The organism is Rhizobium sp. YAF28 (assembly GCF_052113285.1).
In the GTDB taxonomy this organism is placed as follows: domain Bacteria; phylum Pseudomonadota; class Alphaproteobacteria; order Rhizobiales; family Rhizobiaceae; genus Rhizobium.
Window position 1 is genome coordinate 89,312 of sequence record NZ_JBFRCX010000002.1, and the last position, 20,104, is coordinate 109,415.

The window sequence follows — 20,104 nt, forward strand, 5'->3', positions numbered from 1 at the left end:
AGGGCTCGTTACTGAACGACAATGAGTAGGGAACCCGAAGACACCATCGCCGCGCGGATTGCCCGCGTGCTTGCAGAGCGCATCGTGCATGGCGAACTCGCGCCCGGCGCCCGTCTTCGGCAGGACCATATCGCCGAAGAATTCGAGACCAGCCATGTGCCCGTGCGCGAGGCCTTTCGCCGGCTCGAAGCGCAGGGGCTGGCAATCAGCGAGCCGCGCCGTGGTGTCCGTGTCGCCTCCTTCGATCTTGCCGAAGTGCGCGAAGTGGCGGAAATGCGCGCCGCCCTCGAAGTGCTCGCCCTGAAGCACGCCACCCGCCACCTGACGCCCGCCATCCTCGATGCCGCGGAAGAGGCGACGCGCGAGGGCGATGCCGCTGCCGATGTGCATGCCTGGGAGGAGGCAAACCGCCGCTTCCATCGCCTCATCCTCACCCCTTGCGCCATGCCGCGCCTGCTCGCCTCAATCGACGACCTGCATGCGGCGAGCGCCCGCTTCCTGTTTTCGGCCTGGCGTTCGGGTTGGGAAAAGCGCACGGATCACGACCATCGCGCCATTCTTGCCGCACTTCGCCAAGGCAAGGCGGAAGAGGCTGCCGCCATTCTGCAGAAGCATGTGCAGTGGATCGGACGCGCTCCGCAGCCCGCCCAGAAGGGCGGCGAGCGGGAAGCCTTTGCTATCGTCGGCTAAATTCCAAAATTATAGATAATTTCAGAACGTGCGAAATTTCCTGATTTTCGGGCGTTTTGGCGTGTGCTTGCGCCCGCTTGTGGATCAAGCGCATTCGAATCCCATACGCATGCTCTTGCGCTGCGCAAGAATCTCCGCCATCAAATAGATGGGAATCAAAAATTATCTATAATTTTGAAAAGGAGAATTTCATGTCCCTCGCTGACCAGTCCCGTCATATCGCTTTCGATCCGCTGCGCCTTTCCGCACGGTCGATTGCGGTCAAATATCTCTTCGTTCTCGCCGGTACGCTGGTGCTTGCCCTTGCCTCGCAGATCTCGGTGCCGATGGTGCCGGTGCCGATCACCATGCAGACATTCGCCGTCACCATGATCGGCGCGCTCTATGGCTGGCGCCTCGGCACGCTCACCGTTCTTGCCTGGCTCGGCGAGGCCATGCTCGGCGCACCGGTACTGGCAAACGGTTCAGGCGGTCTTGCGCCCTTTGCCGGGCCGACGGCTGGTTATCTCGTCGCCTTTCCGCTGATGGCGCTGATGGTCGGCTGGCTCGCCGAGCGCGGCTGGACCGGCGATAATATTATCAGAAGCTTCACCGCTCACCTTGCTGCAAACATCTTCTGCCTCGCCCTTGGTGGCATCTATCTCGCCTCGCTGATTGGAGCGGAAAAAGGCTGGCTGCTCGGCGTCGCGCCCTTCATCCTCGGCGGCGTGCTGAAGTCCGCACTCGCTGCGGCCGTGCTCAAGGGCATCCGCATCTATGGCGGCCGGGCAGAGCTGCATTGACCGTCAGGCTGCGCGCCCACCATCTGCTCTGCATGCTGACTTTCGTCGGTGAGGGCTATACGCCGGCCTTCACCGCCAATTACCGCCGCATCGCTGAGCGTCTCTCGGCCGGAGAGGAGATCGAAATCGTCTCCGGCCCCGACGATATCTGCGCTCCCCTGCTGTCCGAGGCTTCAGCGCATTGCCTCCTGCCGAGTCCGAAGGCCAGGGACGAAGCTGCCGCCGAAGCAGTTGGCAGGCTCCTGGGCGTGCGGGTAGAGCAGGGCGCCCGTCTCATTCCTGACAAAGCCCTGCTAAAAAGACTACGCCGGGCCTTCGCTGCCGACCTCATCCGCAATGCCTGCACGGATTGCGAATGGAGTGAACTCTGTAGCACGGTTGCCCATAATCATTTCAGGAATACGCTGGTGGCACCTTGCTAGGCTTCCAGCGGAAAGAGTTTCAGGAATTGCCGCTCGCCTTCGGGTGAAAAGATCACCGAGCGGCTTTCCGGTATTCGCCGCGCCCAACCCTTTTCCATGAAATTTGCAAGCAGCGCCTTGCCAAGGCTTCCGGCGAGATGGGCGCGACGTTCACTCCAGTCGAGACAGGAGCGGCAGAGCGGTCGGCGCGAGGATTTGAGGCTGCTGACATCAATGCCGATGCATTGCAGATCGCTCTCGCCCTTGGCCGTCACTGCGAGCCCGTCGCCGATGGCATCGATCGATCCCGATGCCACCAGACTGTCCAGCATGCGCACGCCAAAATCGCCGGCGAGATGGTCATAGCAGATGCGCGCCTTGCGCAGTGCCGGATCCTTCGGGCCGGGCTGGTGGCGCAGATGCCCGCGGCTTGCCGCAAGACCCATCATGCTTTCGATCAGCCGGGCCACCGCCTCGTCGGCGAGTGTAAAATAGCGATGCCGCCCCTGTTTTCGCTGAGCCAGCAGCCCGCCGGTTTCGAGCTTCGAAAGATGAGTGCTGGCCGTCTGCAGCGTGATGCCGCCGGCCGCCGCAAGCTCGGTTGCCGTCAGCGCACGACCGCCGGTCAGCGCCGCCAGCATGTTGGCGCGCGCCGGATCGCCGATGAGTGCGCCGATCTGCGCAATGTCGGGTCCTTCTTTCATACTTCGATCGTAACCGAAGCATTCTCGTACGGCAATGTGCGAAAACTCCTCTCACACGAAAGGAGAAAACCGATGATCACCTGCTTCATCCGCTACGAGATCGACCCCTTCCGCAAGGATGCCTTTGCCGAATATGCCCGCAACTGGGGACAAGCGATCCCGAGAAACGGCGCGGACCTGATCGGCTATTACGGCCCGCATGAGGGCTCGGCAACGACGGCTTACGGTGTCTACAACATCGAAAGCCTCGCAGCCTACGAGGCCTATCGCGCGCGGCTTACTGCAGATCCGCTCGGCCGGGAAAACTACGAATTGGCGCGTCGCGAACGCTTCATCCTGAAGGAAGACCGCATCTTCTTGAAGAATGTTTCGGCGCCTCATGCGAAGCTGGTGCTGCCATGATCGCCGTCATCTTCGAAGTTATCCCTTATGTCGGCGAGCGCCATCGATATCTGGACCTTGCCGGTGAGCTCAGATCCGAGCTCGAAAAAATCGACGGTTTCATTTCCATCGAGCGTTTCGAGAGCCTGACGATGCGGGGCAAAATCCTCTCGCTGTCCTTCTTCCGGGATGAGGAGGCGGTGCGTGAGTGGCGCAATCTCGAAGTCCATCGGGCTGCGCAAAAGGCCGGCCGCAACGGCATTTTCGCCGATTATCGGCTGCGCATCGGCCACGTCGTCAGGGACTATGGAATGGTCGAGCGCGCCGAGGCGCCTGAGGACAGCAGGCAGGTCCACATGCCCTCGGCAGCGGAGTGAAATCGGGGCGGGCGCAGCCAGGTGTCCGCCTTTTTCTTGTAGGTAAACCGGAATATTTTCCCGAAACGGGTCGGTGCTTCAGGCTTTGGTAACCAACTTGCGTAACCATAACGGACAGTTAAGCGTAAAGCGTATGAGTGAGTATCCACATGGCGTCTGTATTTCCGCTTGCCGACCTCAAGACTTCCGTAAAGCCGGGTTCTTGGGTCGACACGATCATCAAGGGTGATTGCGTTGCAGCCCTTGAGGCTCTTCCGAGCCAGTCCGTTGACGTCATCTTCGCGGATCCGCCCTACAATCTCCAGCTCGGCGGCACGCTGCACCGGCCGGACCAGTCGCTGGTCGACGCCGTCGATGACGAGTGGGACCAGTTCGCCTCCTTCGAGGCCTATGACGCCTTCACCCGTGCCTGGCTGCTTGCCTGCCGCCGCGTGCTGAAACCATCAGGCACGATCTGGGTCATCGGCTCCTATCACAACATCTTCCGCGTCGGCGCCACGCTGCAGGATCTGAACTTCTGGATCCTCAACGACATCGTCTGGCGCAAGACCAACCCGATGCCGAATTTCAAGGGCCGCCGTTTCCAGAACGCCCATGAGACAATGATCTGGGCAAGCCCGAACGCCAAGGCCAAGGGCTATACCTTCAACTATGATGCCATGAAGGCCGCCAATGACGACGTGCAGATGCGCTCCGATTGGCTCTTCCCGATTTGCAGCGGCAACGAACGCCTGAAGGGCGAGGACGGCAAGAAAGCCCATCCGACGCAGAAGCCGGAAGCGCTGCTCGCCCGCGTCATCATGGCCTCGTCCAAGCCTGGCGATATCATCCTCGATCCTTTCTTCGGTTCGGGAACGACCGGCGCCGTCGCCAAGCGCCTCGGCCGCCACTTCGTCGGCATCGAGCGCGAGCAGGACTATATCGATGCGGCCTCTGCCCGCATCGCCGCCGTCGAGCCGCTCGGCAAGGCGGAACTGACCGTCATGACCGGCAAGAAGGCCGAAGTGCGCGTGGCCTTCAATGTGCTGGTCGAAAGCGGCCTTATCAGGCCTGGCCAGGTGCTGACGGATGCCAAGCGGCGCTACAGCGCCGTGGTGCGCGCCGACGGCACGGTCGCCTCGGGCGGCGAGGCCGGCTCCATTCATCGCCTTGGCGCAAAAGTGCAGGGCCTTGATGCATGCAACGGATGGACCTTCTGGCACTTCGACGACGGGCAATCCCTGCGCGCGATCGACGAATTGCGGTCCGTCATCCGCAGTGACCTTGCAAAGGTGGGTTGAGCAACATCCTTGCAAGGACAGGACCAGGCCTCTTCCGGTTTGTACCTCCAGTTACGGAAGACGCATAAAGAAAGCCCGGGACCGAAAGGCCCCGGGCTTCTTACTATTAAAGCTAAGATCTGCGTCAGAATTCCTGGTAATCGGTTACATCGACGCGCGTAACCTTGCCGTCCTCGTTGAAAGTGATCGTTTCCTCGCCTTCGCGGATCAGCGGCTTGCCGGTCTTGCTATGGGTCGCGCGAACAGACCACACGGCACGGCCGGAGAGCGGCGTCAGCGTCTCGACCACAGAATTCTCCGCCGTCTGGTCCGGGTAGTCGTCGAAGTAGCGGCGGAATGCGGCCATGATCTCGGCGCGGCCGGCAAGGCTGCCGACGCCGTTGGAGACATAAGTCGCATCCTCGGCGAACCAGTTCTCGATTTCAGGAAAATCGAGATCGTTGATCGCGGTGTGGAAACGGTCGATGGCTGCTGCAGGGTCGAAGCTCATGGCTCAGGCCTTCAGTCCATAGGTGGCGAGATCGGCGCGCAACTTGTCGGCGCCGGTAAAGAGCACGGCATTCCAGCCGGCAGCCTTCGCACCCTCGATATTGACAGGCGCGTCGTCGATGAAGATCGTCGCGGCCGGATCGAGGCCGAAGCTCTTGGTATGCGTTTCGTAGATCGCGATATCCGGCTTGATGAGGCCGACATCGCCGGAAACGGTCACGCCGCGCGGCTTCTTGAGGAAGGCGAAGCGCTCCTGCGCCTCGCGGAACGTGTCGGAGGCGAAGTTCGTCAGCATCGTCACATCCCGGCCCTCGTTGATGAAGCCTTCCATGATCGCGACGCTGTCCTCATAGGCATGCGGCACCATTTCGTGCCAGTTCTTGCGGAAGGCGCGGATATGCTCTTCGCGGGCCGGGTGCTGCTCGATCAGCAATGCCTCGGCATCGGCCCAGGTGCGACCGCGGTCCTGTTCGATGTTCCAGTCGTGCGTGCAGACGTTGGCGAAAAACCATTTGCGCTCGGCCTCATCGGGAATGAGGCGGCTGAAGGGAATATGCGGATCGTAATGAATAAGAACTTTGCCAATATCGAAAACGATATGCTTGATGTCGTTTGCCATAATCATCCCTTGGCTGTTTTGAACGCGAGAGGAATAGCCGCTGCGATCGCCTTTTTCATGATAGTCGGCAGCGCCTGAGCTTCAAGATTTATAACCGGCTCCCACCAGCCGTCATCGATTTGAAGGCGATTGGCAATCGCGACGCGGAAGATCGAAAGCCTGAGCTCGAAATGGGTGAAGACGTGGGTGACGCTGCCGGCGCTCTCCCAGTCAGCCTTGAAGGGTGCCGCTTCGGCTGACGTCTCGCCGTCCTGCCGCGCGGTCCATGCTGTCGTCGGAATTTCCGTCATGCCGCCGAGCAGGCCGCTTTCGATCCGCCGCCGAAGCAGGATATCGCCATCGGAGGTGACTGCCACGAAGGCGGCGCCGCGCCGGACCGGCTTTTCCTTCTTGGCGGCCTTGACTGGAAACTGCTCGGGATCATGCAGCCTGAGCGCCTCGCACGATACATTGAAGGGACAGAGCGAACAGGCCGGTCGCTTCGGCGTGCAGATGGTGGCGCCGAGATCCATCATCGCCTGGGCGAAATCGCCGGGCCGATCGGCCGGCGTCAGCAGCGCCACCTTCTGGCGCATCAGCGGCTTGCCGGCTGGAAGCGGCGTGGCGATGGCATAGAGCCGCGAGATCACCCGCTCCACATTGCCGTCCATCACGGCCGCCTGCCGGTTGAAGGCAATTGCCGCAACCGCAGCCGCCGTATAGTCGCCTATCCCGGGCAGGGCTTTCAGGCCCTCTTCGGTGTCGGGAAAGATGCCGCCATGTTCGGTAGCAACGGCTTCGGCACATTTCTTCAGATTACGCGCCCGAGCATAATAACCGAGCCCCGCCCAGGCGGCCATCACCGCTTCAACAGGCGCATCGGCGAGATCCGTCACCGACGGCCATTTCGCCAGGAAATTGGCGAAGTAGGGTTTTACCGCCTGCACCGTCGTCTGCTGCAGCATCACCTCGGACAGCCACACGTGATAGGGATCGGCCTTGACGCCGCGCCCAGCCATCGGCGGCGAAACCCGCCAGGGCAGGTCGCGATGATGACGGTCGTACCATTCGAGGAGAGGGAGGGCGGTCGGCGCGTCCGGTGTGCGTATCGTCATTATTTGCCGCGATCGGGGGAAGTGCTCTATACTTGACGAAGCAATGCGGCGTAATCAAGCCGATGGCCTCGAATGGCTATCGCTTATCAAGGTTTCGATGAGTTATCCACGCAAAGATGGGAAGCAGATTTCCGAGCTGACGAACGGCATCATCGATCCCGTTCTGGCTCGCCGTGCCGGCATCAATAGCGCGCTTCTCGGCTCCTGGGACGAAATCGCCGGCGAGGACTTTGCCGATTGCACCCGGCCGGAAAAGATCGCCTGGGCCCGCGGCGGCGATGACGGCAGTTTCCGCCCCGGCGTGCTGACCGTTGCCTGCGAAGGTGCGCGCGCGCTTTTTCTGACCCACGCGCAAGGCGAACTCATCCAGCGCATCAACAGCTTCTTCGGCTTCGCCGCCGTCCACCAGCTCCGCATCGTCCAGAAACCGGTCTACCAGCCGGTCAAACGCTCTCGCACGCCCCCGCCGCTGAAGGGCGAAGCCGCTCGCAAGCTGGAAGGCATGATGCAGGGCATAGAGGACGACAAATTGCGCCAGGCGATCGCTCGTCTGGGTACGGCAGTATTGGGTAAAAAGCCGAAATAACCTTCGCCATTCTGTTGGCAGCATCCGCGCCGTGTATTACACTGTAATAGATCGAAGCGAGGTCAAGCCATGCGCACCAGCAAGCCCATCACGGTCACACTCGGCAGCCAGCAGAAAAGTCTCGATAGCCGTCTGGAATCGGGGGCTTACAGCTCCGCCAGCGAGGTTCTGCGCGCCGCTCTGCGGGCTCTTGATCGCGAAGATGACGCGATTAACGAGATCATGAGGCAGAAAATTCGCGAAGCGCTCGATGATCCACGTCCGGATATCGACGCAGAAACGGTTTTCGATCGTATAGAACAACTCCATGCCGAACGCGGTGGTGTGGGCGGCAGTGGCGATTAGGGTCTTCTTTCGGCCAAAGGCGGAGGATGATCTTCTTGCCATATACGAATTCATCGCCCGCGACAGCCCGGTCCGGGCTATCGAATTTGTCCGCAGGCTGAGAAGCCTCTGCGTCTCACTGGAAACAATGCCTGAGCGTGGCGCGCTACGCGATGATTTCGCGCCCGGCGTCAGAATTCTGGTCTTTGAACAGCGCGTTACGATCGCCTACCGTTTGCGGAACGGTGAGATACAGATAATCCGTCTCTTTTATGCGGGGCGAAACACTCCTTCTGCATTCCGGGAATGATTGATTTGTTCATTGATCTGCGGTTTCGTCTCGCGCAGGTCACAATTCTTTGAAGAAAGTTGGCGAAGCGTGCCTTGTTCGCGGCTTCTGGCCGTTATATCGCACAATTAGCTGCCACACTTGTTTATGGGGAACCCATGCGCATCTCTGAAATGCAACTGACGAAACGCCAGCTTCTGGGCGGTGTCGCCGCCGCAACCGCATCCATGGCGGTATACGGTACGGCGCAGGCGCAGGCAGCCGTCGAAATCCCGAAGCCGGATGGCGATGTCGACATGGCCAAGGTCATGACCCCTGGCACGCTGCCGGAAATGGCGCTCGGCAAGACCGATGCCCCGGTCAAGATCGTCGAATATATGTCGATGACCTGCCCGCACTGTGCCCACTTCCACAACACCACCTTCGATACGATCAAGCAGAAATACGTCGACACCGGCAAGGTCGAGTTCGTCCTGCGCGAATTCCCCTTCGATCCGCGCGCTGCCGCCGCCTTCATGCTCGCCCGCTGCAACCCGCAGAAGCCTGAAGAGCTCGCAACGCCCGAGCAGTATTTCCCGATGGTCGCCATGCTCTTCAAGCAGCAGCAGGTCTGGGCTGCCGCCGATGACGGCCGCGCAGCGCTGCTGCAAATGTCGAAGCTTGCCGGATTTACTGAGGATAGCTTCACGAAGTGCTTGACGAACCAGAAACTGCTGGATGAAGTGAATGCCACGCGGGAACGCGGTTCCAAGGACTTCGGCGTCAATGCCACGCCGACGTTCCTCATCAATGGCAAGCGCTACTCTGGAGACATGCCGGTTGACACCATGTCGGCCCTCATCGACAGCCTCCTCTGATCCGTACCGTTTTGCAAAGGCGGGCGACGGCGAAAGCCGTGCGCCCGTTTTTTCATATGTGCAGCGTGAGGCTGGGGCATGAAGTTCAACAAGCTCCGCCTTGTCGGCTTCAAATCCTTCGTCGAACCGACCGAATTCTTCATCGAGCGCGGGCTGACGGGCGTGGTCGGGCCGAACGGTTGCGGCAAGTCCAATCTCGTGGAAGCCCTGCGCTGGGTCATGGGCGAGAATTCCTACAAGAATATGCGCGCGTCCGGCATGGACGACGTGATCTTTTCCGGCTCGGGAAACCGCCCGGCGCGGAACACTGCCGAAGTCGCGCTCTATCTCGACAATGGCGAGCGCACGGCGCCGGCCGCCTTCAACGACAGCGATGAAATCCAGGTCACCCGCCGCATCGAGCGCGAGCAGGGATCGATCTATCGCATCAACGGCAAGGAAAGCCGGGCCAAGGATGTGCAACTGCTCTTTGCCGATGCCTCCACCGGCGCCCGCTCTCCTTCCATGGTCGGGCAGGGGCGCATCGGCGAGCTGATCGCCGCAAAACCGCAGGCCCGCCGCCAGTTGCTGGAAGAAGCCGCCGGCATTTCCGGCCTGCACTCCCGCCGCCACGAGGCCGAGCTTCGCCTGCGTGCCGCCGAAAGCAATCTGGAGCGGCTGGACGACGTCACCTCGCAGCTTGAAAGCCAAATCGAGAGCCTGAAGCGCCAGGCCCGCCAGGCAAACCGCTTCAAGACGCTCTCTGCCGATATCCGCGCCCGCGAGGCAATGCTCTTGCATATCCGCTGGGTGCAGGCGAAAGAGGCCGAAGCCGAGGCCGACAGCGCGCTCAACCAGGCAACCGTCGCTGTCGCCGGGAAGGCGCAGATCCAGATGGATGCGGCAAAGAACCAGGGCATCGCCGCCCTGAAGCTGCCCGAACTGCGCGAAGGCGAGGCGAGAGCGGCTGCCGCACTCCAGCGCCTGCAGATCGCCCGCAGCCAGCTCGAAGAGGATGCCAACCGCATCCTGCGGCGCCGCGATGAACTCACTCGCCGCCTGGCGCAACTTGCCGAAGACATCAGGCGCGAGGAGCGGCTTGTCGCCGACAACGCCACGATCCTGGCAAGACTCGACGCCGAAGAGGCCGATATTGCTGAAATTCTGGCCGATTCCGGCCGTTATGCCGAAGAGACGCAGCAGGCTTTCGAAGAGGCCGCCGCCAAACTCGCCGACAGTGAGCGTATCTTCACCACCCTGACTGCAGAGCGCGCTGAAGCTGCTGCCGGACGCAATCAGTTGGAACGCGCCATTCGCGACCTCGCTGATCGCATGCTGCGGCTCGAACGCCAGATGGACGATGCTAATCGCGAACTCGCCGGCATCGAGCAGAAGATGGCGACGCTGCCCGACCCGGACGAGAAGCGGGCCGTGGTCGAGGCAGGCGAAGTCGCCCTGGCCGAGGCCGAGACGACAATCCAGTCCGTCGAGCAGGCGCTTGCCAGGGCGCGCGAGACCGAAGCGCTTTCCCGTACTCCCGTTGAGCAGGCACGCAGCAAGCTCAACGCGCTGGAAACGGAAGCCCGTACCATCCAGCGCATGCTGGCAGGTGCTGCGGCAGGCGAATTTCCGCCGGTTGCCGAAGAGCTGAAGGTCGATCGCGGTTTCGAGACGGCGCTCGGTGCCGCACTCGGAGACGATCTCGAATCCCCGCTCGATCCGAATGCGCCTGCCCACTGGTCGGAAAACGGCGATGGCTCTGGTGATCCAGCGCTTCCCGCTGGCGCTGAGCCCCTGCTGAACCATGTCCGCGCACCTGCCGCGCTGATCCGCCGCCTGCGCCAGATCGGTCTGGTGGCTGATGCCGACGCGCCGCGTCTGGTGAGGGAACTCAAAGCCGGCCAGCGCCTGGTGACCAAGGACGGCGCCGTCTATCGCTGGGATGGCCATGTCGCCGGCGCGGACGCGCCGAGTGCTGCAGCCTTGCGCCTTGCCCAGAAGAACCGCCTTGCCGAGCTGGAAGGCGAGGCGGAGCTTGCCCGCGATGTTCTGGCCGAGGCTGAGGAGCGTCTTGCCGCCGCCGCCGATACCATTCGCGAGGAGGAGCGCAGGCTCACCGGAGCCCGCGATATGAGCCGCTTGTCCGCCCGCCATCTGGCCGAGGCGCGAGATGCGCTTGCCGCTGCCGAGCGCGCCTCCGGTGATCTCATCCGCCGCCGCGATGTCATTGCCGAAGCCGTCAGCCAGTTGCAGGCGCAGCTCGAGGATGTTGCCGTTCAGGAAGAAAATGCCCGTATCGAACTGGAGGATGCGCCGGACTTGACCGCGCTCGACGAACGGCTGCGCTTTCAGCAGGCCGAGGTCGCGACGGACCGCGGTGCCCTTGCTGAAGCCCGCGCCCGCCACGAGAGCCTGAATCGCGAGAACGACGCCCGCCAGCGCCGCATCTTCGCCATCGGCCAGGAGCGCGAAACCTGGCGCCAGCGCGCTGCAAGTGCTGAGGATCACATCGCCACGCTGCGTGAGCGCGAGGAGGAGGCCCGCGAGGAAGCAGCCGAACTCGAAATGGCGCCTGATGAATTTGACGACAAGCGTCGCGCCTTGCTGACGGAGCTGCAGAAAGCCGAGGAAGCCCGTCGCGGCGCTGCCGATCTCCTGGCGCAGGCCGAGCTTCTGCAGCGCGATGTCGACCACAAGGCGGCGATGGCGCTCTCCGAACTTGCCGAAAGCCGCGAACGCCGCGGCCGCGCTGAGGAGCGCCTCGTCTCCGCACGCGAGAAACGGCAGGAGAGCGAACAGCGCATTCGTGAAACGCTGAATGTGCAGCCCCATGAGGCGATGCGCCTTGCCGACCGGCCGGGACTGCAGACGCTGCCGGATCCGCGCGAGGTCGAACGCGAGGTGGAGCGGCTGCGGATCGAGCGCGAACGTTTGGGCGCCGTCAACCTGCGCGCCGACGAGGAGCAGAAGGAACTCAGCGAGAAGCTGGAAGCGCTTATCAAGGAACGTGACGACGTCATAGATGCCATCCGCAAGCTGCGCGGCGCGATCCAGAGCCTGAACCGCGAAGGCCGTGAGCGCCTGATCGCCGCCTTCGATGTCGTCAACGCCCAATTCCAGCGCCTCTTCACCCATCTCTTCGGCGGTGGCACAGCGGAATTGCAACTGATCGAATCCGACGATCCGCTGGAAGCTGGTCTCGAAATTCTTGCCCGCCCGCCCGGCAAGAAGCCACAGACCATGACGCTGCTCTCGGGCGGCGAACAGGCGCTGACGGCAATGGCTTTGATCTTCGCCGTCTTCCTCACCAATCCTGCGCCGATCTGCGTGCTGGACGAGGTGGATGCACCGCTCGACGACCACAATGTCGAGCGCTACTGCAATCTGATGGACGAGATGGCGGCCTCCACCGAGACCCGATTCGTCATCATTACCCACAACCCCATCACCATGGCCCGCATGAATCGCCTCTTTGGTGTCACGATGGCGGAGCAGGGTGTTTCTCAACTTGTCTCGGTCGATCTGCAGACCGCAGAGCGTCTCCGTGAGACGGCTTGAGGCCGCATTTTAATTAAAGACCAAAAAAGGTCACCCTGACATCGGGTACGTACCCCATTTGGGTGATGCTCTTTTGCGCGCATTGCATTAGAAGTTGTTTTATCGCAACCGCGCCGTTACGGATAAGTAGCAATCGGTCGTTGTGATCTGTTGAATTTGCAATGCTGTCTTCGGGTTGGGGATCGGCCCCGAAGATCACAAGGCATAAGTGGACCCCCCGTCCGGTTTTCCTGGCCGGACGGAAACAAGGCTTTGCGGGACCGTTGTTGCAGTCCCGCAAAGCTTTTTTTGTGCGCCTTCGCTGCGCCTCATCAGTTTCAATCGTTTGATCTTGCATCCTGTTAGGGATTTATTGTGCGGCGCAACATTTCGCCGCATTTGTCGATTTTCATTTCAACACCAAGGGATTAAGCTGGTCTCCGAAATGGTGTTGGGGGGAAGATGACCAAGTGGGTCTATACGTTCGGCAACGGGCAGGCTGAAGGCCGGGCGCGAGACAAGGAGATCCTTGGCGGCAAGGGCGCCAATCTTGCCGAAATGTGCAGCCTCGGCCTCCCGGTTCCTCCTGGCCTCACCATCGTCAGCGAAGCCTGCAGCACCTATTACAAGAACGGCCGCAAGATTGATCGGGCACTGAAGGAGCAGGTGCTCGCGGGCATTGCGGGTATCGAGGAGATCACCGGCCGCCGTTTCGGTGCGGGCAACCAGCCTCTTTTGCTCTCCGTTCGCTCAGGCGCCCGTGTTTCCATGCCGGGCATGATGGATACGGTGCTCAACCTCGGCCTGAATGATGAGACGGTGCAGGCGCTCGGCCATGATGCCGGCGATGCGCGCTTCGCCTGGGACAGCTATCGCCGCTTCATCCAGATGTATGCCGATGTCGTCATGGGGCTCGGCAATGACCTTTTCGAGGAAATCCTCGAGGATGAGAAGGGGCGCCTCGGCCACGAGTTCGATACCGAACTCAACGCTTCCGAATGGCAGCATGTCGTTTCGCTCTACAAGGCGCTGATCGAGGAAGAGCTGGATGAGGCTTTCCCGCAGGATCCCGCGATACAACTCTGGGGCGCTGTCGGCGCGGTGTTTTCCAGCTGGATGAGCGCACGCGCCGTTACATACCGCCAGCTTCACAATATTCCGGAAGCCTGGGGCACGGCGGTCAACATCCAGGCGATGGTTTTCGGCAATCTCGGCAATGCGTCTGCCACGGGTGTCGCTTTCACGCGCAATCCCTCGACTGGGCAGAAGCTGCTTTACGGCGAGTTCCTCGTTAATGCACAGGGTGAAGACGTCGTCGCCGGTATCCGCACGCCGCAGAGCATCACCGAGGAGGGGCGTATAGCCTCAGGTTCCGAAAAGCCCTCGATGGAAAAGCTGATGCCGGAAGCCTTTGCCGAGTTCGGCCGCATCTGCAACGAGCTCGAAGCTCATTACCGCGATATGCAGGACATCGAATTCACAATCGAGCGCGGCAAGCTCTGGATGCTGCAGACACGCTCCGGCAAGCGCTCGACACGGGCAGCCATGAAGATCGCCGTCGACATGGTGGACGAAGGTGTCATCACCGAGGACGAAGCCGTCCTGCGCATCGAGCCATCGTCACTCGACCAGCTCCTGCATCCGACCATCGATCCGCGCGTCACCCGCCAGGTGATCGGCTCCGGCTTGCCGGCCTCGCCGGGGGCGGCCACCGGCGAGATTGTCTTCACGTCGGAAGAGGCCGTTGAGGCAGAGTCGGAAGGTCGCAAAGTGATCCTGCTGCGCGTCGAGACGAGCCCGGAAGACATTCACGGCATGCATGCCGCAGAAGGTATTCTCACCACGCGCGGCGGCATGACCAGCCACGCCGCCGTCGTTGCTCGCGGCATGGGCATCCCCTGCGTCGTCGGCGCCGGCACCATGCGTATCGACGCCCGCAATGAACGGTTGATAGGCATTGGTGTGACGCTGAAGAGGGGCGATATCATCACCATCGACGGTTCCGCCGGTCAGGTGCTGAAGGGTGAAGTGCCGATGATCCAGCCGGAACTGTCGGGCGATTTCGGCCGCATCATGGGTTGGGCAGACCGCGCCCGCCGCATGACCGTGCGCACCAACGCCGACACGCCGGCCGATGCCCGTGCCGCCCGCTCCTTCGGTGCCGAAGGCATTGGGCTTTGCCGCACCGAGCATATGTTCTTCGAGGGCGAGCGCATCCATGTCATGCGCGAGATGATCCTGGCGGAAGACGAGAAGGGCAGACGCAGCGCGCTCGACAAGCTCCTTCCCATGCAGCGGGGTGATTTCACCGGCCTCTTCACCGTCATGCACGGCCTGCCGGTAACGATCCGTCTGCTCGATCCGCCGCTGCACGAATTCCTGCCGAAGAGTGATGAGGAGATCGCCGAGGTCGCCTATGCCATGGGCATGGAGCCTTCGGCCCTGCGCCAGCGTGTCGACGCACTGCACGAATTCAATCCCATGCTTGGCCATCGCGGCTGCCGCCTTGCCATCTCCTATCCTGAAATCGTCGAGATGCAGGCGCGTGCCATCTTCGAGGCTGCGATTGCCGCAGCGCAGGAAACGGGGGCGGCCGTCGTTCCCGAAATCATGGTGCCGCTCGTCGGTCTGCGCTCGGAGCTCGATTACGTGAAGGCGAAGATCGATGCCGTGGCACTGGATGTCATGTCGGAAGCCAGGATGCGCATCGACTATCTGGTTGGCACGATGATCGAGCTGCCGCGTGCCGCTTTGCGCGCCCATGTCATTGCCGAGGCAGCCGAATTCTTTTCCTTCGGCACTAACGACCTGACGCAGACCACCTTCGGCATTTCGCGCGACGATGCCTCGGCCTTCATTCCGACCTACCAGCGCAAAGGCATCATCGAGCATGATCCCTTCATATCCTTGGATTTCGATGGAGTAGGGGAGCTGATCCGTATCGCTGCCGAGCGCGGCCGGCGCACGCGAAACGACATGAAGCTCGGCATTTGCGGTGAACATGGCGGCGATCCCGCCTCTATCCATTTTTGTGAAACGATCGGCCTCGACTACGTCTCCTGCTCGCCCTTTCGCGTGCCGATTGCGCGGCTTGCAGCCGCGCAGGCGGTGATTTCAGGCGCTCAGTGACGGTAGCGATAGTAGCGCGGATAAACGTAGGGACCGTTCAGATTATAGGCCATGTCGGCCATAACCCAGTCGCTGTCGTAGCGGGCCTGGGCGCGGCGGTCGAGATCGATGCGCTGCAGGCAGTTGGCAAAGCCGTCCGTTCCGCGCTTGAAGCCGTAGCCGAGGCAGGTCTGTTCGTCACGTGCCCGGCGCTCCTCGGGCGTCAGGGTCTGGCAGGCGGCAAGCCCGGCGGCCAGAACGGCAAGAAGCGGCAGAACATATGGGCGCATCGGTCTATTCCTTGAGCATGAATGTCCGACCAAGAAAATCCATCTGCCAGGCGCCGTCAACCTGACTGTGATATCAAGCCGCGCCCGCTGGATCGCCAATCGGCAGCAGCGCCGGGTCAAGCGGCCGGCCTTCCGGCTTCTTCGTGTCGCTCGGGTCCTGTGCCGGCGCCAGCGGCGGTTTTTCCTGAATGCGGTCAGGAATATCAGGGGTCGGTTGCGGGCCAAGCGGCGCCTTTGCGCCGGGCGTCTGAATCGGATCTCTTTTCGGCATGATTCGCCTCCTTCACTGAGGAAGGAACGGCAGGATGCATGCTTGGTTCCACTTTCGTTGCCATGCGTTCCTATGTAAGAGCAAAGACAGCAGCACTGGAAAGAGCACCATGGCGATCCGCGATCGATTCTCGAAGAAACTCACCTGTCCGCAATGTGGCAATAGCGGTTTTGCCGAAGCCTCCGAGATCGACGACGCCAAGCGCAAGAATCCCGACTTCAAGGTGGATCAGCTGCCACGCGGCTTCTTCGTGCAGCGCTCGTCGGTCCATCAGGAAACATTCATGCTGAAATGCGAATGCGGCCGCAAATTTCCTTTCCGCTCGTTGGCGGAAGCTGCAGCAGGCCGCGATTAAAGCATGTCGCGCAAAAGTGTGCGGCGGTTTTGCGACAACGACATGCGCAAAACAAAGAGCTAAGGCGTGGCGAGCGAATCCTAGCGACCGCGGCGCGCTTTAGAATTCAGATCCGCTCGAGAACCTCGATGAAGGCATCGGCGAAACGCACCAGATGTTCGGTATCCTCATCGGGCGCCTGCATGCGGATTTCCGTGCCGTTCTGGTCGAGCAGAGCCAGAACCACCCGCATCTTCTTGTCCGATGTTGGGATGCGCAGAACCGCGATTCGCCGGCAATCCTCCACGAGCCCCGCTGCCGGCAGGTCGAAGAGAAATTCGCCACGGCTTTCGGTAGCCGCCTTGCGCACCACCTCGCAGAAGCCGGCTTCGCCATCGGCGTAGCCTTCCAGCGAAAGTTCGAGTTCGAGCAGTTCCAGTGGCAACAGCGGCTCGGCGCGGTCGATGCCGCCAAGCGAGGAAGCTCGCGGCCTTTCCATCGTCTCGGATGAGATCATCTGTCTCTCCTGTTTCGTGGGAAGTGCATGAGACTCCGGTAGAATGGCCTTTTTACGGCATATCAGCAATAGCTTATGGAGATCGTATGCTCTTTGATTTGGCCTTTGAAGTGGATTGCTTCGGCAATGCTCAGACAAGAGTTTCAATTTAAACGAATCTTGCACTAGAAAAGTCGTTGGCAGTAGGTGCATTCGATGCATCGCTGCCGACCAACTGGTAAGTTTGATGGCCATCCGTTTCGATCGTCCCGTTTCCAGCGCTGCCCGCTTTTCGCGGCACTTCGGGGCGTTTGCGCTTGTGCTTTCGGTGGCGGTGCTGATCGCCCACCGCTTCGGTGGGCTGGCGACACCCTATCTCATTCTGGTGCTGCTCGTTTCCGTCGGCTGCGCGATTCTCGCGACCCTGTTGGCTGCTATCGGCCTTCGCAGCCTTTGGATGACCGGTGCCGAAGGCGGGTTGAATGCGCTGGCGGCACTCATTTACGCTGCCTTTCCGCTCGGCATCGGTGCCTTTGCAGCGGAGCGCTATTTCACTCTGCCGGCAATCTATGACGTGACCACGGATACGGCCACCGCACCCGACTGGCTGTCGACGCCGCAGGCAGACCAGATCTGGCTGCCGCGTGATCCCGTCCTCACATCCGCCGACCGCGAAAGGCAGCTTGTCGCCTATCCGGAACTCACGGGCCGCCGCTACGACGGCGCGCTCGACCGTGTTCTCGAAGCCGTCAAGAAGGTCGCCAAGCAAAACGGCATCACCATCACCAAAAGCGAAGGCGACACGACGCCCGGCCGCGAACTGGAAAATAGGCCCGTTCCGGCGCAGCCCGAAAGCGGTGTCGCCGATTCGCCCGATATCATCCCCGTGCCGACGCCGCGCCCCTATGAGGACGATGTGGCGAAGCTGATCCGCGGCGCCAATGGCGTGATCCTGCAGGGCACGACGCGTACCTTCATCCTCGGTCTGCGTTTCGACTTCATCATCCGTCTGCGCGAAGAGGCCGAAACCACCTTCGTCGACGTGCGCGTTGCCTCCCGCTATGGCCAGCACGACCTCGGCTTCAGCGCCGAAGAGGCCGAGCAATATCTTGGTGCCCTCGATTCAGAACTTCTGGGTATTGCGGGTGGGTGAGGTCTGGTGCTGCGGAGCAGCAGCAATCGATCCAGTGAATCGATTGCAAGACCGAACGCCCGGAGCCATGCGCAGGGCCGGGATACGGTGAGGCACAGTAAAACGCCCTTATCGCAAAACTATCCGATAAAATACGAAGAGCCGTAACCGCCAAATCTACCCCAGAAACCGCTCCCGCACCTCAGCCGTCGGCACCATGCAACTCTCCCGCCGCCCCGCTATCCTCAGCCTGTTCCGCGCAACTAAGCCATAGGCGACATCCGCAATTCGCCGCGGCACGATCCGCAACATTCCTGCCAGAGCCCAAGGCATGCCGAGCCCCTCCAGCATACGGATCGTGGCATCGGATTTGTAATAGGCGCGACCCCTGTCGAGCAGTAGGTTGGTCTCGTAGTCCCGCGTCTCCAGCCCGTAATGCCGGTAGAGCGCTTCGCCGAGCGGTGTCTGGGCCACGATGAAGCGGTAGCGTTTTTCCCTATCCCGCTTCAGCAGGAACTGCACCCAGCCGGAGCAGAAGACACATTCGCCATCGAAGAGGATCAGCGGCCTGTCGTCCGCGAAAGCGGGTACGGAAGGGTCGCCGCGATAGCTGTAATCCGAATGCGCCGCCATCCTCAGCCTCCTGCCAATCGATAATGCGCAACGAGGGAAGGCGGCCTGTCGGCTGTTACCTCGCCGCGCTCCATCAGGTCCTCGATATGTGCCAGCACCGAAAGGGCTGCCGCACCATGCAGCCGCTTATCGGTATCGCGGTATATCACCTCGACCATCCTAGGGATGGTGCTGTCCCCCGCCCGGATGCGCTCGATGATAGAGCGCTCCCGCAGGCGCCGATGCGTCTTCAGCGCGCGCAGGAAAGGCGCAGGCGACGTCACCGGCCCTCCGTGGCCGGGCAGCAGCAGGCTGTCCTCACGGGCGATCAGCTTGTCGAGCGAGGCCATATAGTCGGCCATGGAGCCATCCGGCGGGGCCACGATCGTCGTTGCCCAGGCCATCACATGGTCGGCCGAAAACAGGATGCCACTGCCCTCAAGCGCGAAGGCCGCATGATTGGCAGTGTGGCCGGGCGTCAGCACCCCCGTCAGCGCCCAGCCATCGCCCGAAATCGTCTCTCTGTCGCCGATGGCGATGTCGGGCACGAAATCCATATCGGAACTTTCCGCAAAGGGGTTGATCTCGCCCTCGCGCAGCGGCCGCGACGGACGGTGGGGTCCTTCGCCGACCGTCAGCGCTCCCGTTTTTTCCTTCAGCCGTTTTGCGAGCGGCGAGTGGTCCCGATGGGTGTGGCTGACGAAAATATGCGTCACCTGCCGGCCGGAAAGTGCTGCCATCAACGCTTCGAAATGCACCTCATCCTCCGGCCCCGGATCGATAACGGCAACCGATGTGCCGCCGACGATATAGCTGTTCGTGCCGCGGAAGGTGAAAGGGCTCGGATTATTCGCCGTCAGGCGCTGGATGTCAGCTGTGACCGGAACCGCCCGGCCGTAAGCCGGATCGAAGAAAAGATCGAAGTTCGCGCCGGACATGTCTATTTATATTCGATCTCGATGAAGGACATGGGCTGGTCGCCCGCATTGACGACATTGTGCTCGGTGCCGGCCTCGCGGCGATAGGCAGCGCCCTTGGCGATATCCACCCGCCGGCTTCCCTCGGCATCCTCGATCAGGAACTGGCAGTCGGTCATCGGCACGACCACGTAGCCGAACCCATGTGTATGAACGCCGGTATCGGCACCCGGCTCGAAATCCCACTGCGTGATGCGCACGACGGCATCATCGAGGATCAGCGTCGCAAGCGCCGGCGGACGGGCGCGATATTGGCTCAACGGTATCTCCATTGGCTGTGTCGATGCTTGAAGTCCTACCATGCCGACGTCACAGCGCATACAAATATGACGTCGCAGTGAACTTAGTGATTGTGGCGCAGACAGTCCTTTGCTAATCAGGCCACGTTTTGGCGAAGCGGCATTCGCTTCAGCTCTGGTGGGGCGTAGCCAAGCGGTAAGGCAGCGGTTTTTGGTACCGCCATCCCCTGGTTCGAATCCAGGCGCCCCAGCCACA

The 20,104-nt window shown here is 61.5% G+C and carries 24 protein-coding genes and 1 tRNA gene; 15 read left to right on the forward strand and 10 right to left on the reverse strand.

The window, feature by feature from the left end; all coding sequences use genetic code 11:
- Positions 1 to 21: 21 nt before the first annotated feature.
- From AB4Z13_RS04665 to AB4Z13_RS04675, 3 genes are all read left to right on the forward strand, one after another.
- Positions 22 to 690 carry a GntR family transcriptional regulator gene (locus AB4Z13_RS04665; RefSeq protein ID WP_113323099.1) on the forward strand — a complete coding sequence of 223 codons (669 nt, stop codon included), beginning with the start codon at positions 22 to 24 and terminating at the stop codon, positions 688 to 690.
- A gap of 191 nt (positions 691 to 881) precedes the next feature.
- Positions 882 to 1,472 (forward strand): biotin transporter BioY, encoded by a 591-nt coding sequence (locus tag AB4Z13_RS04670; RefSeq protein ID WP_439014274.1) that lies wholly within the window; start codon positions 882 to 884, stop codon positions 1,470 to 1,472.
- The gene (locus AB4Z13_RS04675; protein WP_439014275.1) at positions 1,469 to 1,894 is read left to right on the forward strand and encodes a DUF1284 domain-containing protein; all 426 of its coding nucleotides are present in this window, start codon (positions 1,469 to 1,471) and stop codon (positions 1,892 to 1,894) included. Before AB4Z13_RS04670 ends, AB4Z13_RS04675 begins: the two co-directional genes overlap by 4 nt.
- Here the strand turns inward: AB4Z13_RS04675 and AB4Z13_RS04680 are convergent.
- Positions 1,891 to 2,577 (reverse strand): ArsR/SmtB family transcription factor, encoded by a 687-nt coding sequence (locus AB4Z13_RS04680; protein WP_113323102.1) that lies wholly within the window; start codon positions 2,575 to 2,577, stop codon positions 1,891 to 1,893. The genes AB4Z13_RS04675 and AB4Z13_RS04680 overlap by 4 nt on opposite strands.
- A gap of 72 nt (positions 2,578 to 2,649) precedes the next feature.
- On the opposite strand from AB4Z13_RS04680, the gene AB4Z13_RS04685 reads away from it, so the two are divergent.
- The 3 genes from AB4Z13_RS04685 (at position 2,650) to AB4Z13_RS04695 (ending at position 4,615) form a co-directional block, all read left to right on the forward strand.
- On the forward strand, positions 2,650 to 2,979 hold the full coding sequence (locus AB4Z13_RS04685; RefSeq protein ID WP_113323103.1) for an NIPSNAP family protein: 330 nt from the start codon (positions 2,650 to 2,652) through the stop codon (positions 2,977 to 2,979).
- Entirely contained in the window at positions 2,976 to 3,335 is a 360-nt protein-coding gene (locus AB4Z13_RS04690; RefSeq protein ID WP_113323104.1) for an antibiotic biosynthesis monooxygenase family protein, read from the forward strand. The genes AB4Z13_RS04685 and AB4Z13_RS04690 overlap by 4 nt, the downstream gene beginning before the upstream one ends.
- A 149-nt stretch (positions 3,336 to 3,484) precedes the next feature.
- Positions 3,485 to 4,615, forward strand: a complete 1,131-nt coding sequence (locus AB4Z13_RS04695) for a site-specific DNA-methyltransferase (protein WP_439014276.1) — start codon at positions 3,485 to 3,487, stop codon at positions 4,613 to 4,615.
- Between the two features lie 124 nt (positions 4,616 to 4,739).
- Here AB4Z13_RS04695 and AB4Z13_RS04700 read toward each other — a convergent pair whose 3' ends face one another.
- The 3 genes from AB4Z13_RS04700 to mutY are packed head-to-tail and all read right to left on the reverse strand — an operon-like array spanning position 4,740 to position 6,817.
- Complete coding sequence (locus AB4Z13_RS04700) at positions 4,740 to 5,105, reverse strand: nuclear transport factor 2 family protein (RefSeq protein ID WP_007818057.1); 366 nt, start codon at positions 5,103 to 5,105, stop codon at positions 4,740 to 4,742.
- A gap of 3 nt (positions 5,106 to 5,108) precedes the next feature.
- The gene (locus AB4Z13_RS04705; RefSeq protein WP_439014278.1) at positions 5,109 to 5,723 is read right to left on the reverse strand and encodes an HAD family hydrolase; all 615 of its coding nucleotides are present in this window, start codon (positions 5,721 to 5,723) and stop codon (positions 5,109 to 5,111) included.
- A 2-nt stretch (positions 5,724 to 5,725) separates the two neighbouring features.
- A complete protein-coding gene (gene mutY, locus AB4Z13_RS04710) occupies positions 5,726 to 6,817 on the reverse strand; it encodes an A/G-specific adenine glycosylase (protein ID WP_439014279.1) in 1,092 nt (363 codons plus the stop codon).
- A 97-nt stretch (positions 6,818 to 6,914) separates the two neighbouring features.
- Between mutY and AB4Z13_RS04715 the strand changes: the two genes are divergently transcribed.
- The 6 genes from AB4Z13_RS04715 (at position 6,915) to ppdK (ending at position 15,518) form a co-directional block, all read left to right on the forward strand.
- Positions 6,915 to 7,403: a DUF721 domain-containing protein gene (locus AB4Z13_RS04715; RefSeq protein ID WP_007818063.1), complete on the forward strand. Its 489-nt coding sequence runs from the start codon at positions 6,915 to 6,917 to the stop codon at positions 7,401 to 7,403.
- Positions 7,404 to 7,472: 69 nt separating this feature from the next.
- Positions 7,473 to 7,748 carry a type II toxin-antitoxin system ParD family antitoxin gene (locus AB4Z13_RS04720; RefSeq protein ID WP_439014280.1) on the forward strand — a complete coding sequence of 92 codons (276 nt, stop codon included), beginning with the start codon at positions 7,473 to 7,475 and terminating at the stop codon, positions 7,746 to 7,748.
- Positions 7,711 to 8,037 carry a type II toxin-antitoxin system RelE/ParE family toxin gene (locus AB4Z13_RS04725; protein ID WP_439014281.1) on the forward strand — a complete coding sequence of 109 codons (327 nt, stop codon included), beginning with the start codon at positions 7,711 to 7,713 and terminating at the stop codon, positions 8,035 to 8,037. The genes AB4Z13_RS04720 and AB4Z13_RS04725 overlap by 38 nt, the downstream gene beginning before the upstream one ends.
- Before the next feature lie 137 nt (positions 8,038 to 8,174).
- The gene (locus tag AB4Z13_RS04730; RefSeq protein WP_439014282.1) at positions 8,175 to 8,873 is read left to right on the forward strand and encodes a DsbA family protein; all 699 of its coding nucleotides are present in this window, start codon (positions 8,175 to 8,177) and stop codon (positions 8,871 to 8,873) included.
- A 78-nt stretch (positions 8,874 to 8,951) separates the two neighbouring features.
- A complete protein-coding gene (locus AB4Z13_RS04735; RefSeq protein ID WP_442205928.1) occupies positions 8,952 to 12,410 on the forward strand; it encodes a chromosome segregation SMC family protein in 3,459 nt (1,152 codons plus the stop codon).
- A gap of 441 nt (positions 12,411 to 12,851) precedes the next feature.
- Entirely contained in the window at positions 12,852 to 15,518 is a 2,667-nt protein-coding gene (ppdK, locus tag AB4Z13_RS04740; protein WP_113323112.1) for a pyruvate, phosphate dikinase, read from the forward strand.
- Here the strand turns inward: ppdK and AB4Z13_RS04745 are convergent.
- Positions 15,512 to 15,787, reverse strand: coding sequence for a hypothetical protein (locus tag AB4Z13_RS04745; RefSeq protein ID WP_037105558.1), 276 nt, complete (start codon positions 15,785 to 15,787; stop codon positions 15,512 to 15,514). The two genes, ppdK and AB4Z13_RS04745, sit on opposite strands and share 7 nt — an antisense overlap.
- A 73-nt stretch (positions 15,788 to 15,860) precedes the next feature.
- Positions 15,861 to 16,058, reverse strand: coding sequence for a hypothetical protein (locus tag AB4Z13_RS04750; RefSeq protein WP_439014284.1), 198 nt, complete (start codon positions 16,056 to 16,058; stop codon positions 15,861 to 15,863).
- 109 nt (positions 16,059 to 16,167) lie between these two features.
- Between AB4Z13_RS04750 and AB4Z13_RS04755 the strand changes: the two genes are divergently transcribed.
- On the forward strand, positions 16,168 to 16,413 hold the full coding sequence (locus AB4Z13_RS04755) for a hypothetical protein (RefSeq protein WP_025669523.1): 246 nt from the start codon (positions 16,168 to 16,170) through the stop codon (positions 16,411 to 16,413).
- Between the two features lie 106 nt (positions 16,414 to 16,519).
- On the opposite strand, the gene AB4Z13_RS04760 is transcribed toward AB4Z13_RS04755, so the two are convergent.
- Positions 16,520 to 16,909, reverse strand: coding sequence for a hypothetical protein (locus AB4Z13_RS04760; RefSeq protein ID WP_113323114.1), 390 nt, complete (start codon positions 16,907 to 16,909; stop codon positions 16,520 to 16,522).
- Positions 16,910 to 17,135: 226 nt separating this feature from the next.
- Here AB4Z13_RS04760 and AB4Z13_RS04765 point away from each other — a divergent pair, with 226 nt between their 5' ends.
- On the forward strand, positions 17,136 to 18,041 hold the full coding sequence (locus tag AB4Z13_RS04765; RefSeq protein WP_439014285.1) for a DUF1499 domain-containing protein: 906 nt from the start codon (positions 17,136 to 17,138) through the stop codon (positions 18,039 to 18,041).
- A gap of 156 nt (positions 18,042 to 18,197) precedes the next feature.
- Here the strand turns inward: AB4Z13_RS04765 and AB4Z13_RS04770 are convergent, their stop codons facing one another.
- From AB4Z13_RS04770 to AB4Z13_RS04780, 3 genes are read right to left on the reverse strand one after another with little or no spacing between them, the layout of a single operon-like run.
- Positions 18,198 to 18,653 carry a thiol-disulfide oxidoreductase DCC family protein gene (locus AB4Z13_RS04770; protein ID WP_439014286.1) on the reverse strand — a complete coding sequence of 152 codons (456 nt, stop codon included), beginning with the start codon at positions 18,651 to 18,653 and terminating at the stop codon, positions 18,198 to 18,200.
- A gap of 2 nt (positions 18,654 to 18,655) precedes the next feature.
- On the reverse strand, positions 18,656 to 19,570 hold the full coding sequence (locus AB4Z13_RS04775) for an MBL fold metallo-hydrolase (protein WP_439014287.1): 915 nt from the start codon (positions 19,568 to 19,570) through the stop codon (positions 18,656 to 18,658).
- 2 nt (positions 19,571 to 19,572) lie between these two features.
- Positions 19,573 to 19,869 (reverse strand): cupin domain-containing protein, encoded by a 297-nt coding sequence (locus tag AB4Z13_RS04780; protein ID WP_037105544.1) that lies wholly within the window; start codon positions 19,867 to 19,869, stop codon positions 19,573 to 19,575.
- A gap of 158 nt (positions 19,870 to 20,027) precedes the next feature.
- Here AB4Z13_RS04780 and AB4Z13_RS04785 point away from each other — a divergent pair.
- Positions 20,028 to 20,102, forward strand: a tRNA-Gln gene (locus tag AB4Z13_RS04785).
- Positions 20,103 to 20,104 lie beyond the last annotated feature (2 nt).